Origin of the sequence: Enterobacter nematophilus (assembly GCF_026344075.1) — a bacterium.
GTDB lineage: Bacteria > Pseudomonadota > Gammaproteobacteria > Enterobacterales > Enterobacteriaceae > Enterobacter > Enterobacter nematophilus.
In genome coordinates this window covers 13,617-25,899 of the sequence record NZ_JAPKNE010000003.1, presented here as the reverse complement: position 1 = coordinate 25,899, position 12,283 = coordinate 13,617, and the positions used below count along the sequence as shown (strand labels likewise).

Annotated in this window: 12 protein-coding genes; 11 read left to right on the top strand and 1 reads right to left on the bottom strand. The window is 54.8% G+C overall.

From position 1 onward, the window contains the following. Positions 1-91: 91 nt before the first annotated feature. A complete protein-coding gene (gene csrD / locus OSH03_RS09840) occupies positions 92-2,032 on the bottom strand; it encodes an RNase E specificity factor CsrD (RefSeq protein WP_266178946.1) in 1,941 nt (646 codons plus the stop codon). Positions 2,033-2,214: 182 nt separating this feature from the next. Here csrD and acuI point away from each other — a divergent pair, with 182 nt between their 5' ends. The 11 genes from acuI to dusB all read left to right on the top strand — a co-directional run bounded on the left by acuI (position 2,215) and on the right by dusB (position 12,262). Beyond that, complete coding sequence (gene acuI / locus OSH03_RS09835) at positions 2,215-3,189, top strand: acrylyl-CoA reductase (NADPH) (protein WP_266178945.1); 975 nt, start codon at positions 2,215-2,217, stop codon at positions 3,187-3,189. A gap of 77 nt (positions 3,190-3,266) precedes the next feature. Continuing rightward, positions 3,267-4,268: a protein-methionine-sulfoxide reductase catalytic subunit MsrP gene (gene msrP, locus OSH03_RS09830; protein WP_266178944.1), complete on the top strand. Its 1,002-nt coding sequence runs from the start codon at positions 3,267-3,269 to the stop codon at positions 4,266-4,268. Continuing rightward, complete coding sequence (gene msrQ / locus OSH03_RS09825; RefSeq protein ID WP_061096925.1) at positions 4,269-4,868, top strand: protein-methionine-sulfoxide reductase heme-binding subunit MsrQ; 600 nt, start codon at positions 4,269-4,271, stop codon at positions 4,866-4,868. A gap of 234 nt (positions 4,869-5,102) precedes the next feature. Next, positions 5,103-5,555: a type II 3-dehydroquinate dehydratase gene (aroQ, locus tag OSH03_RS09820; protein WP_163329768.1), complete on the top strand. Its 453-nt coding sequence runs from the start codon at positions 5,103-5,105 to the stop codon at positions 5,553-5,555. Positions 5,556-5,576: 21 nt separating this feature from the next. Further along, positions 5,577-6,041 (top strand): acetyl-CoA carboxylase biotin carboxyl carrier protein, encoded by a 465-nt coding sequence (gene accB, locus OSH03_RS09815; protein WP_008502856.1) that lies wholly within the window; start codon positions 5,577-5,579, stop codon positions 6,039-6,041. A gap of 10 nt (positions 6,042-6,051) precedes the next feature. Continuing rightward, positions 6,052-7,401, top strand: a complete 1,350-nt coding sequence (accC, locus tag OSH03_RS09810) for an acetyl-CoA carboxylase biotin carboxylase subunit (RefSeq protein WP_003860388.1) — start codon at positions 6,052-6,054, stop codon at positions 7,399-7,401. A gap of 109 nt (positions 7,402-7,510) precedes the next feature. Beyond that, complete coding sequence (locus tag OSH03_RS09805) at positions 7,511-7,753, top strand: YhdT family protein (RefSeq protein ID WP_006178860.1); 243 nt, start codon at positions 7,511-7,513, stop codon at positions 7,751-7,753. Continuing rightward, positions 7,743-9,194: a sodium/pantothenate symporter gene (panF, locus tag OSH03_RS09800; protein ID WP_151412478.1), complete on the top strand. Its 1,452-nt coding sequence runs from the start codon at positions 7,743-7,745 to the stop codon at positions 9,192-9,194. The genes OSH03_RS09805 and panF overlap by 11 nt, the downstream gene beginning before the upstream one ends. Before the next feature lie 11 nt (positions 9,195-9,205). Continuing rightward, entirely contained in the window at positions 9,206-10,087 is an 882-nt protein-coding gene (gene prmA / locus OSH03_RS09795; RefSeq protein ID WP_061096922.1) for a 50S ribosomal protein L11 methyltransferase, read from the top strand. A 138-nt stretch (positions 10,088-10,225) separates the two neighbouring features. Beyond that, complete coding sequence (locus tag OSH03_RS09790) at positions 10,226-10,966, top strand: carbonic anhydrase (RefSeq protein ID WP_266178943.1); 741 nt, start codon at positions 10,226-10,228, stop codon at positions 10,964-10,966. A gap of 330 nt (positions 10,967-11,296) precedes the next feature. After that, positions 11,297-12,262, top strand: a complete 966-nt coding sequence (dusB, locus tag OSH03_RS09785; protein ID WP_008502861.1) for a tRNA dihydrouridine synthase DusB — start codon at positions 11,297-11,299, stop codon at positions 12,260-12,262. The last annotated feature ends 21 nt before the right edge of the window (positions 12,263-12,283 follow it).

The window sequence follows — 12,283 nt, the reverse complement described above, 5'->3', positions numbered from 1 at the left end:
TAACCCGTTAAAGGTCGTTCACTGGCTTTTTGCTCGACATACTCAAAGCTACAGGCGCGATATTCTACGTGAAAACAACGTAAACGGCAGGTCAAACAGAGTATCTTTGCAAATATTTTTTCACGTTGGTGTCAAGCGGCTGAGAGGCAGCAAAAAAATCGCCCTGACCACCCGTTACCCCGCGCTCTGCTAACATCTGCCATTCGCCTCTGGAGCGCACGCCTGCGGCAAATACTTGCGTTCGCGTTCCCTTACACGCTTCAACCAGACTCTGAACCAGCAGCTGGTTTTCCGTGCGCTTTTCAATATTCCTTACCAGCCCCGGATGTAGCTTTAATAGCTCCACATCCAGCTCCTTAATCCAGCTGGTGCTGACCAGCGTTAAACCAGCCTGCGTTACCGCGACACGGGCACCGAGCGCGTTGATCAAACGGACTACCGGACGCAACCGGCTGATGTGTTGACCCACATCCGCCTCAGCAAGTTCAAAAATAATGCGTTTGCGTTGCGATTTTTCGCATTGCATTAATGTATCACGCAGCCAGCGCTGAAAACGCGGGCGTATTAATGACTCAACGGTGACCTGTAACGCCAGGTTCTCTTCGGGCCAGAATGATAAAAACGGAATCAGGCGTGTAATTTGCTGGCGGTCATACTCTTCGGAGAGCCCAAATTGCAGCACCATCGGCAGATATTCCGCAGAAATAACCTCTTCCGTCCCGTCGAAAATACGGCACATCAATTCCCGGTGATGAACATAGCCGTTTTTCATGACCGCCGGTTTTTGATAAATACGTGGCCCACCGCGACTCAGCATTTGCTCAATCAAAGTACGCCAGCGCACGTTTCCGCGCCCTTTTTCCGGCAGCGAATCATCGTAGACCGCCCATCCGTTCGCCCCCTGCAATACCGCGTTGCGGGTGGCCGCTTCCGCATGCTCCATCACCTGCTCTGTCGACTGTCCGCCGCGCCAGGCGCAGATCCCCATATGAACCATATCGTCTCTGTCGAGCATTTTGCTCTGCGGCAGCGCGTCGACGGCCTTAAGCAGCTGGCTGGCAATGCTTTCTGATTCCTTCAGCGTGCGGTGCGGCAGCAATACGGCAAAGTCGCTGCGGTGGTAACGGGCCAGCAGCGCGCCCGGATAGCGCATAATAAAGGTGGAGAGGAGGTTGATCAGCGTAAAGAGATTTTCTTCCGCCGCCCGCTGTCCCCATGTGTCGCGCAGCAGATCGAAATCGGGCAGGCGAATCATCATCACCACCCCGTGCGTGCCCACTTTCTCCGGGTCGTCGAGCAGCGTGGCGAGTTGATTGTCAAAGAAAAGGCGGTTGTTAAGGCCGGTTTTATTATCCTGCGCGGCATAAGAGCGGATTAGCGTATCCATACGGCTGCGCTGGTCGCTGGCAAACTGGATCTCTGAGAGCAGCGTATCCAGCGCGCTGCTGGCGCGTGACGGCCATTCATGGACCGAGCCGCGCACCTGCGGGCCGCGTTCGCCGTTCAGGATACGCACGGAGCGGTTCTCCAGCAGTTCCTGACCGGAGAGCTGGCGGCGCAGCCAGCGGACCGCGAGAAAAATCAGCAAAATAATGAAGCCGACGGCGACAGTGAGCGGCGCGGTGGTCATCATGGAACGGAAATAGCTGGCCATCGGATCGAGGTAGACCATGCGTATGGTCATCCCCGGATTTTTGAGGGAGTGCACCGTTACTTCCCGATACTGGCTCACCACACCCGCAGGTCGATAGCTGTCCTGCCGTTCATGGCTTAAAACCGCATGCTTTCCCTGCTGAATGTCGACCTGAATTATATCAACCGGCACCATCAGCTCATCCAGCTCCCGGGAAAGCTCAGGAAGCGGAGTGGTCAGCAGACGCGTATCAATCACCGACGCAACGGACTGCACTCGGTTGACCAGTTTGTCCTGGATGGCGTTATAAAAGCTCAGAGAGCAACCAAGAAGCGTGACAAAGATGGTAAGCCCCGTCAGCAGGGTGATAAAAGCCGAGAACTTCGTCGTTAATCGCATCCTTGAGATTACTCCGTGGGTTGATGGGGTAGCGAGTAAGCGCTAACTTGCATTTCAAATGCGGCATACTACCAAACCTGGCGTATCTGGCAATTTATTGCGTTAAATCGGCATTGCTTTACCCTGAGCGAGTATAGTCTCCAGGAACTATTTTCCAATCATCTGAGCCGTGAGGACCCCATATGCAGGCTTTAATCTTAGAACAGCAGGACGGCAAAACGCTTGCCTCCGTACAGGCCGTAGAAGAGACTCGCCTGCCGGAAGGCGACGTCACCGTCGACATCGACTGGTCCAGTTTAAATTATAAAGATGCGCTGGCGATCACCGGTAAGGGTAAAATCATCCGAAATTTCCCTATGGTGCCCGGTATTGATTTTGCTGGCCGGGTTCACAGCAGCGAAGATCCCCGTTTTCATGCGGGCCAGCAGGTGCTGCTCACCGGCTGGGGCGTGGGCGAAAATCACTGGGGCGGTCTGGCAACGCAGGCGCGCGTGAAGGGCGACTGGCTGGTGCCTATGCCGAAAGGCATAGATGGCCGCAAAGCGATGATCGTTGGTACCGCGGGCTTTACCGCCATGCTGTGCGTGATGGCGCTGGAAGATGCAGGTATTCGCCCCGAGTCGGGTGAAATTGTCGTGACCGGGGCCAGCGGTGGCGTGGGCAGCACGGCGGTCACGCTGCTGCACAAGCTGGGTTATCAGGTTGCGGCGGTTTCCGGCCGTGAAAGCACGCATGATTATCTGCGTCTGCTCGGCGCCAGCCGCATTCTTGGCCGCGATGAGTTTGCCGAGACCCGCCCGCTGGAAAAACAGGTCTGGGCAGGCGCGGTGGATACCGTCGGTGATAAGGTGCTGGCAAAAGTCCTGGCGCAGATGAACTACGGCGGCTGCGTGGCAGCCTGCGGCCTGGCGGGCGGATTTGCCCTGCCAACGACCGTCATGCCATTTATTCTGCGTAACGTCCGCCTGCAGGGCGTGGATTCCGTGATGACGCCTGCGGCTCGCCGTGCAGAGGCATGGGAGCGTCTGGTGCGCGATTTGCCGGAATCTTTCTATACCCAGAGCGCCACCGAAATTACGCTCAGCCAGGCACCTGAATATGCCAGTAAGATCATGGATAACCAGTTCCACGGCCGCGCGCTGGTGAAAATCGCCTAATCTTCAAATTTTCGTGACATATTCGCGCTAACGCTTCTCCTCCGTCATGCTTAGAAAAACGCATGACGGAGGATGCCATGAAAAACCGAAAACTGACGGAAGCCGACGTAACGTCTGAGTCTGTCTTTATGTTACAGCGCCGCCAGATCCTGAAAATGCTTGGCATCAGCGCCACGGCACTGACGCTCTCTCCAGCGGCGCACGCCGACCTGCTCGACTGGTTTAAAGGCAACGATCGCCCAAAGGCCCCTTCCGGCGCCCCGCTTACCTTTACCCAACCCGCCGAATGGCAAAACAAGCTGGCGCTGACGCCGGAAGATAAAGTCACCGGCTACAACAACTTCTACGAATTTGGTCTGGATAAAGCCGATCCTGCCGCCAATGCCGGCAGCATGAAAACCGATCCGTGGACGCTGAAAATCGACGGCGAAGTGGCAAAACCGCTGACGCTGGACCATCACGATCTGACCACCCGCTTCCCGCTCGAAGAGCGTATCTATCGCATGCGCTGCGTAGAGGCCTGGTCGATGGTGGTGCCCTGGGTAGGCTTCCCGCTGCATAAGCTGCTGGCGATGGTTGAGCCCACCAGCAACGCAAAATACGTCGCCTTCCAGACGCGCTACGCCCCGGACGAGATGCCGGGCCAGAAAGACCGGTTTATCGGCGGCGGGCTGGAGTATCCGTACGTTGAAGGGTTACGTCTTGACGAAGCCATGCACCCCCTTACCCTCCTGACCGTCGGCGTTTACGGCAAGGCGCTTCCGCCGCAGAACGGTGCCCCCATCCGTTTAACCGTGCCGTGGAAATACGGTTTCAAAGGGATTAAATCAATCGTCAGCATTAAGCTGACCCGCGAACGTCCGCCAACGACATGGAACCTGGCGGCGCCGGGTGAATACGGATTCTTCGCCAACGTGAACCCGCATGTGGATCATCCCCGCTGGTCGCAGGCGACGGAACGCTTTATCGGCGCCGGCGGCGCGCTGGACGTGAAGCGCCAGCCCACGCTGCTGTTTAACGGGTATGCGGATGAAGTGGCGTCTCTTTACCGTGGCCTTAATTTACGGGAGAACTTCTGAGTGCGATTAACGGCAAAGCAGATAACCTGGCTGAAAGTGCTGCTGCATTTAGCCGGGATACTTCCTTTTCTGTGGCTGTTCTGGGCGGCCAGCCAGGGCCTCTTTAGCGCCGATCCGGCAAAGGATATCCAGCATTTTACGGGTCGGATGGCTCTGAAATTTTTGCTGGCCACCTTGCTCGTCTCGCCGCTGGCGCGCTACGCTAAACAGCCATTATTGATACGCACCCGTCGGCTTTTGGGGCTATGGTGTTTTGCCTGGGCGACCCTGCACCTCACCAGCTACGCCCTGCTGGAACTGGGAATTAACAATCTGACACTGCTTGGCCGCGAGCTGGTGACTCGGCCTTATCTGACGCTGGGTATTGTGAGCTGGGTGGTTTTACTGGCGTTAGCGCTGACGTCCACGCAATATGCGCAGCGAAAGCTGGGCCGTCGCTGGCAGTTGCTGCACAACTTCGTCTATCTTGTCGCGATCCTCGCCCCCATTCATTATCTGTGGTCGGTGAAGATCCTCTCTCCACAGCCGGTCCTTTACGCGCTGGCGGCCGTGGCGCTTTTAGCATGGCGTTACAAGAAGTTCCGCCAGTGGTTGCGATAGTTCGCGAAACTGTGCGTTTTCCCGCAGATTACCTCTCAACCGCAAATCTTTTTTGGATTGCGGTTGATAATCTTCCCTGATAAGACCAGTATTTAGCTGCCAAATGCTACGAAATCGTTATAATGTGCGACCTTGGTTCGCCTGACAGCGGTTTTGGGCCTCTGAAAAGGTGACATTTGCGCTTCGACGGTATATTTTGTTTTTTACCCGAAAATCGCAGGAGATAGCGGCATAATGACTGATAAGTTCCATATCTTAGTTTTAAACGGACCGAACCTGAACATGCTCGGCACCCGTGAGCCAGAGAAGTACGGCACGCTGACATTGAGCGAAATTGTTAACCGTCTGAGCACGGAAGCAGCCTCGCTGAATGTGGATTTGGATCATTTTCAGTCAAACGCGGAGTACGCAATCATCGACCGTATTCATCAGGCTAAAGACAATGTGGACTATATCCTGATCAATCCGGCCGCGTTTACGCACACCAGTGTTGCTATCCGCGACGCACTGCTTGCGGTGAGTATCCCGTTTATCGAGATCCACCTGAGTAACGTGCACGCCCGAGAGCCGTTCCGCCACCATTCGTATCTGTCGGATATCGCTGCTGGCGTTATCTGCGGACTGGGCGCAGACGGCTATTCATACGCTTTACAGACAGCGGTAAAACGCCTGTCACAATCACACTAAACAAGAGTACGGAACCCACTCATGGATATTCGTAAGATTAAAAAACTGATCGAGCTGGTTGAAGAATCAGGCATCTCCGAACTGGAAATTTCTGAAGGCGAAGAGTCTGTACGCATCAGCCGTGCAGCCCCAGCCGCTAGCTTCCCGGTAATGCAGCAAGCTTACGCTGCGCCAGTGCAGCAGCCTGCGCTTTCCGCAGCCGTTGCGCCAGCAGCAGCTGAAGCCGCACCTGCCGCTGCAGCAGAAATCAGTGGTCACATCGTACGTTCCCCAATGGTTGGTACTTTCTACCGCACCCCGAGCCCGGACGCGAAGGCGTTCATCGAAGTGGGTCAGAAAGTCAACGTAGGCGATACCCTGTGCATCGTTGAAGCGATGAAAATGATGAACCAGATCGAAGCAGACAAATCAGGTACTGTGAAAGCGATTCTGGTCGAAAGTGGTCAGCCGGTTGAATTTGACGAGCCGCTGGTCGTCATCGAGTAACGAGGCGAACATGCTGGATAAAATTGTTATCGCCAACCGCGGCGAGATCGCACTGCGTATTCTTCGTGCCTGTAAAGAACTGGGCATCAAGACAGTCGCTGTGCACTCAAGCGCGGATCGCGATTTAAAACACGTATTGCTGGCGGATGAGACGGTCTGTATTGGCCCGGCTCCGTCCGTAAAAAGCTATCTGAACATCCCGGCTATCATCAGCGCCGCTGAAATCACCGGCGCGGTGGCAATTCATCCGGGTTACGGCTTCCTCTCTGAGAACGCCAACTTTGCTGAGCAGGTTGAACGTTCTGGCTTTATCTTCATCGGTCCGAAAGCCGACACCATTCGCCTGATGGGCGACAAAGTGTCTGCAATCACCGCGATGAAAAAAGCCGGTGTTCCAACCGTACCAGGCTCTGACGGCCCTCTGACCGACGACATGGATGCTAACCGTGCTCATGCTAAACGCATTGGCTACCCGGTTATCATTAAGGCGTCCGGCGGCGGCGGCGGTCGCGGTATGCGCGTTGTGCGCAGCGACGCTGAACTGGCGCAGTCCATCTCCATGACCAAAGCGGAAGCGAAAGCGGCTTTCAGCAATGACATGGTGTACATGGAAAAATACCTGGAAAACCCACGCCACATCGAAATTCAGGTGCTGGCTGACGGTCAGGGTAACGCTATCTATCTGGCAGAACGTGACTGCTCAATGCAGCGTCGTCACCAGAAAGTGGTCGAAGAAGCGCCAGCGCCGGGCATTACCCCGGAACTGCGTCGCTACATCGGCGAGCGTTGCGCCAAAGCGTGCGTCGATATCGGCTATCGCGGGGCGGGTACCTTTGAGTTCCTGTTCGAAAACGGCGAGTTCTACTTCATTGAAATGAACACCCGTATTCAGGTTGAACACCCGGTGACCGAAATGATCACCGGCGTTGACCTGATCAAAGAGCAGCTGCGTATCGCAGCCGGTCAGCCTCTGTCCATCAAGCAGGAAGAAGTCGTGGTGAAAGGCCATGCGGTAGAATGCCGTATCAATGCCGAAGACCCGAACACCTTCCTGCCAAGCCCGGGTAAAATCACGCGTTTCCATGCGCCGGGTGGCTTTGGCGTGCGTTGGGAATCTCATATTTACGCCGGTTACACCGTACCGCCGTACTATGACTCAATGATCGGCAAGCTTATCTGCTACGGCGAAAACCGTGACGTGGCGATTGCCCGCATGAAGAACGCCCTGCAGGAGCTGATCATCGACGGTATCAAAACCAACGTTGATCTGCAGATGCGCATTATGAGCGACGAGCACTTCCAGAATGGTGGGACGAACATCCACTACCTGGAGAAAAAACTCGGCCTGAACGAGAAGTAAGAGAGCTGTGTTGCTAAAAGGCCGGATTATCCGGCCTTTTTTTATTTCTGGGGATCGCAAAGCCCCATCATGTACAATCCCCGCTTTCTGCATCCACAAGGGACAAAAAATGGACAAACGTTTTGTTCAGGCCCATAAAGAAGCGCGCTGGGCGCTGTGGCTGACCCTTCTCTATCTTGCTGCATGGTTAGTAACTGCTTACTTACCTGACTCCGCTATCGGCATCACCGGCCTGCCGCACTGGTTTGAAATGGCCTGCCTGCTGGTACCGCTGGTGTTTATTCTGCTGTGCTGGGCGATGGTGAAATTCATCTACCGGGATATTCCGCTGGAGGACGATGATGCAGCTTGAAGTCATTCTGCCGCTGGTCGCATACCTGCTGGTCGTGTTTGGTTTATCCATTTATGCCATGCGTAAAAGAGCGACCGGCACTTTCCTGAATGAGTATTTCCTCGGCAGCCGTTCGATGGGCGGCGTCGTGCTGGCGATGACGCTTACCGCGACCTATATTAGCGCCAGCTCGTTTATTGGCGGTCCCGGTGCGGCCTACAAGTACGGGTTAGGCTGGGTGTTGCTGGCTATGATCCAGCTGCCTGCCGTCTGGCTCTCCCTCGGTATTCTGGGCAAAAAATTTGCCATTCTGGCGCGCCGCTATAATGCCGTCACGCTCAACGACATGCTGTTTGCCCGTTACCAGAGCCGCTTACTGGTGTGGCTGGCGAGCTTAAGCCTGCTGGTGGCCTTTATCGGTGCGATGACCGTACAGTTTATCGGCGGGGCGCGCCTGCTGGAAACGGCGGCCGGGATCCCTTACGAGACAGGCCTGATTATCTTCGGGGTAAGCATCGCGCTGTATACCGCGTTTGGCGGGTTCCGCGCCAGCGTGCTGAACGATACGCTGCAGGGAATGGTCATGCTCATCGGCACGATCGTTCTGCTGGTGGGGATTGTTCATGCCGCGGGTGGACTCACTCATGCGGTGGAAACCCTTGAAGCGATTGACCCGAAACTGGTCTCACCGCAGGGCGCGGATGATATCCTCTCGCCGACCTTTATGACCTCTTTCTGGGTGCTGGTCTGCTTCGGGGTGATTGGTCTGCCGCATACCGCCGTGCGATGTATCTCCTATAAAGACAGTAAAGCCGTTCACAAGGGCATCATCATCGGGACGATTGTGGTCGCGGTGCTGATGTTTGGTATGCATCTGGCAGGTGCATTAGGGCGCGCGGTGATCCCCGACCTTACCGTGCCGGATCTGGTGATCCCAACGCTGATGGTTAAAGTGCTGCCGCCCTTCGCCGCCGGGATTTTCCTCGCTGCCCCAATGGCCGCCATTATGTCGACCATTAACGCCCAGTTACTGCAAAGTTCCGCTACGATCATTAAAGATCTCTATCTTAACCTGCGCCCTGAGCAGGTTGAAAATGAACGTCGCCTGAAGCGGATGTCTGCCGTCATTACGCTGGTATTAGGCGCTTTGCTGATGTTAGCCGCATGGCGTCCGCCGGAGATGATCATCTGGCTGAACCTGCTTGCGTTTGGCGGTCTTGAAGCCGTTTTCCTGTGGCCGCTGGTATTAGGTCTTTATTGGGAACGCGCGAACGCTGCAGGCGCGCTGAGCGCGATGATTGTTGGCGGTGTGCTGTATGCCATCCTTGCGACATTTAAGATTCAGTATCTGGGCTTCCATCCGATTGTGCCTTCGTTACTGCTAAGTTTACTGGCGTTTGTGGTGGGGAACCGTTTCGGTCAGCCCGCCCCACAACCCGCTATGATTTCTACTGATAAATAAAGAGTTTTGCCATGCCGTGGATCCAACTAAAACTGAACACAACCGGCGCGAACGCCGAAGAGCTGAGCGATGCGCTGATGGAAGCCGGCTCTGTCTCCATCACCTTCCAGGACACGCACGACACGCCGGTCTTTGAACCGCTCCCCGGCGAAACGCGCCTGTGGGGTGATACCGACGTGATTGGCCTGTTTGATGCCGAAACCGACATGAAAGAGGTGGTGGCGATTCTGGAAAACCATCCTCTTCTGGGTGCAGGTTTTGTGCATAAAATCGAACAGCTGGAAGACAAGGACTGGGAACGCGAGTGGATGGACAACTTCCACCCGATGCAGTTCGGCAAACGTCTGTGGATCTGCCCCAGCTGGCGCGAGGTTCCCGATGAAAACGCGGTTAACGTGATGCTCGACCCAGGCCTGGCGTTTGGCACCGGCACCCACCCAACCACGTCCCTCTGCCTGCAGTGGCTGGATGGTCTGGATCTGGAAGGTAAGACAGTGATCGACTTCGGCTGCGGTTCCGGGATCCTTGCGATTGCCGCCCTGAAACTGGGCGCGGCGAAAGCTATCGGGATCGATATCGATCCGCAGGCCATTCAGGCCAGCCGCGATAATGCCGAGCGTAACGGCGTCTCCGATCGCCTGGAGCTATACCTGCCGGAAGCGCAGCCAGAAGCCATGAAAGCCGATGTGGTGGTCGCAAACATCCTCGCGGGCCCGCTGCGTGAACTGGCGCCATTAATCAGCGTGCTGCCCGTTGAGGGCGGTCTGCTGGGACTTTCTGGCATCCTGGCAAGCCAGGCAGAGAGCGTTTGCGAAGCCTACGCCGATCTTTTCGCTCTCGACCCTGTTGTGGAGAAGGAAGAGTGGTGCCGTATTACCGGTCGTAAAAAATAAGTATTTGGCGTGGTCCTCTGACCACGCCTTTTCTCCTCGAATATTCCTCCCGCCCCTGGCCTGCCTCCGGTAAAATAACCATACAAATCATATTGATATGTTTTGATTTTGATAATAAAAATTCACAGGAAGAATATTATGAAACACGTTTATGGCAAGGCAGCGCTGTTAGCGCTGAGCATGATCTCGGCTTCCGCATGCGCATCACACTGGAGCTACAAAGGAGAAAGTTCACCGGAGCACTGGGGCGAACTGGATGAAGCGTACAAAACCTGTAACAGCGGAATGAACCAGTCTCCGATTAATATTGACTCGACCGTTAACGCCCACCTTTCCCCGCTGCAAACGCACTACATTGATGGCCCTGTGACGCTGACAAACAATGGCCATACCATTCAGGCAAGCGAGCAGGCCGACACCCGCGACACCATCACGCTGGATAAGCAAACCTGGACGTTACAACAGTTCCACTTCCACGCGCCGAGCGAAAACACCGTGCATGGCAAGCATTACGCAATGGAAATGCACCTTGTGCATAAAAACGCGAAGGGGGAACTGACGGTGGTCGCGGTCATGTTCGACAAAGGGGCCGCGAATCCGGAGCTGAATAAATTGTGGAGCGTGATGCCTCAGCAGGCTGAGCTGAACGTCTCCATCAAGCAGGAGCTCAACCTGAATAAGCTGCTGCCGGAAGATAAAACGTACTGGCGTTTTAGCGGTTCGCTAACCACGCCACCGTGTTCAGAAGGCGTCACCTGGATCGTGCTTAAGCATCCGCTGACGGTCTCCGCCGAGCAGCTCGAGAAATTCACCCACACAATGCATCACGATAATAACCGTCCGGTACAGTCCCTCCATGGTCGTCTTGTGGTCGAATAACCTGCATTTTTTGCCCTGAGATCATGTTCTAAAATGCGACGTAGATCGCAATGAAGCGGGGAAATCTGCTGCTAAAAACAGCAGATTATCCCGCTCATATGTCGCATTTATTCAGAATTGATGAGAAGTTACGGGAAATTGTAAGCGCCCATAAAACAACCATTCAAGCATAACCCAATGATTTAAATAATGAATAATTTTCAACAGAAAGATTGAGCGGCGATTCCTTGATCTATAACAGTGGATTGTTCAAAGTTTGGCCTTTCATCTCGTGCAAAAAATGCGTAATATACGCCGCCTTGCAGTCACAGTATGGTCATTTCTTAACTCATGCGCATCGGACACCACCAGCTTAGAAATCGCCTGATCGCAGCCCCAATGGCAGGTATTACCGACCGGCCGTTCAGGACGCTGTGCTATGAGATGGGAGCCGGTTTAACCGTATCCGAGATGATGTCGTCTAACCCGCAGGTTTGGGAAAGCGATAAATCCCGCCTTCGGATGGTGCACATTGATGAACCAGGTATTCGCACCGTGCAAATTGCCGGAAGCGTGCCTGAAGAGATGGCAGATGCCGCGCGTATTAACGTGGAAAGTGGTGCCCAGATTATTGATATCAATATGGGTTGCCCGGCCAAAAAGGTGAATCGCAAGCTTGCAGGTTCAGCCCTTCTGCAATACCCCGACCAGGTGAAAGCTATCCTGACGGCGGTTGTCAGCGCAGTGGACGTTCCTGTTACGTTGAAGATTCGCACGGGTTGGTCGCCGGAACACCGTAACTGTGTAGAGATTGCCCAACTGGCCGAAGATTGTGGTATTCAGGCCCTGACCATCCACGGACGCACTCGCGCCTGTTTGTTCAATGGTGAAGCTGAATACGACAGCATTCGGGCAGTTAAGCAGAAGGTTTCCATTCCGATTATCGCGAATGGCGACATAACTGACCCGCTTAAAGCCAGGGCTGTACTCGACTATACGGGAGCTGATGCTCTGATGATAGGACGTGCAGCTCAGGGAAGACCCTGGATCTTCCGGGAAATCCAGCATTATCTGGACACTGGGGAGCTGCTTGCCCCACTGCCTCTGGCAGAGGTAAAGCGCTTGCTTTGTTCGCATGTTCGGGAACTGCATGACCACTACGGCCAGGCAAAAGGGTACCGAATTGCGCGTAAACACGTCTCCTGGTATCTCCAGGAGCACGCTCCAGATGACCAGTTTCGGCGCACATTCAACGCCATTGAGGATGCCAGCGAACAGCTGGAGGCGTTGGAGGCATACTTCGAAAATCTTGCGTAATGAAATAAAGAGCTGACAGAA

Coding starts and splice junctions, on each gene's coding strand:
- csrD (WP_266178946.1), bottom strand. CDS start 2,032: ATGCGATTAACGACGAAGTTCTCGGCTTTTATCACCCTGCTGACGGGG.
- msrP (WP_266178944.1), top strand. CDS start 3,267: ATGAAAAACCGAAAACTGACGGAAGCCGACGTAACGTCTGAGTCTGTC.
- acuI (WP_266178945.1), top strand. CDS start 2,215: ATGCAGGCTTTAATCTTAGAACAGCAGGACGGCAAAACGCTTGCCTCC.
- accB (WP_008502856.1), top strand. CDS start 5,577: ATGGATATTCGTAAGATTAAAAAACTGATCGAGCTGGTTGAAGAATCA.
- dusB (WP_008502861.1), top strand. CDS start 11,297: ATGCGCATCGGACACCACCAGCTTAGAAATCGCCTGATCGCAGCCCCA.
- panF (WP_151412478.1), top strand. CDS start 7,743: ATGCAGCTTGAAGTCATTCTGCCGCTGGTCGCATACCTGCTGGTCGTG.
- aroQ (WP_163329768.1), top strand. CDS start 5,103: ATGACTGATAAGTTCCATATCTTAGTTTTAAACGGACCGAACCTGAAC.
- prmA (WP_061096922.1), top strand. CDS start 9,206: ATGCCGTGGATCCAACTAAAACTGAACACAACCGGCGCGAACGCCGAA.
- accC (WP_003860388.1), top strand. CDS start 6,052: ATGCTGGATAAAATTGTTATCGCCAACCGCGGCGAGATCGCACTGCGT.
- OSH03_RS09790 (WP_266178943.1), top strand. CDS start 10,226: ATGAAACACGTTTATGGCAAGGCAGCGCTGTTAGCGCTGAGCATGATC.
- OSH03_RS09805 (WP_006178860.1), top strand. CDS start 7,511: ATGGACAAACGTTTTGTTCAGGCCCATAAAGAAGCGCGCTGGGCGCTG.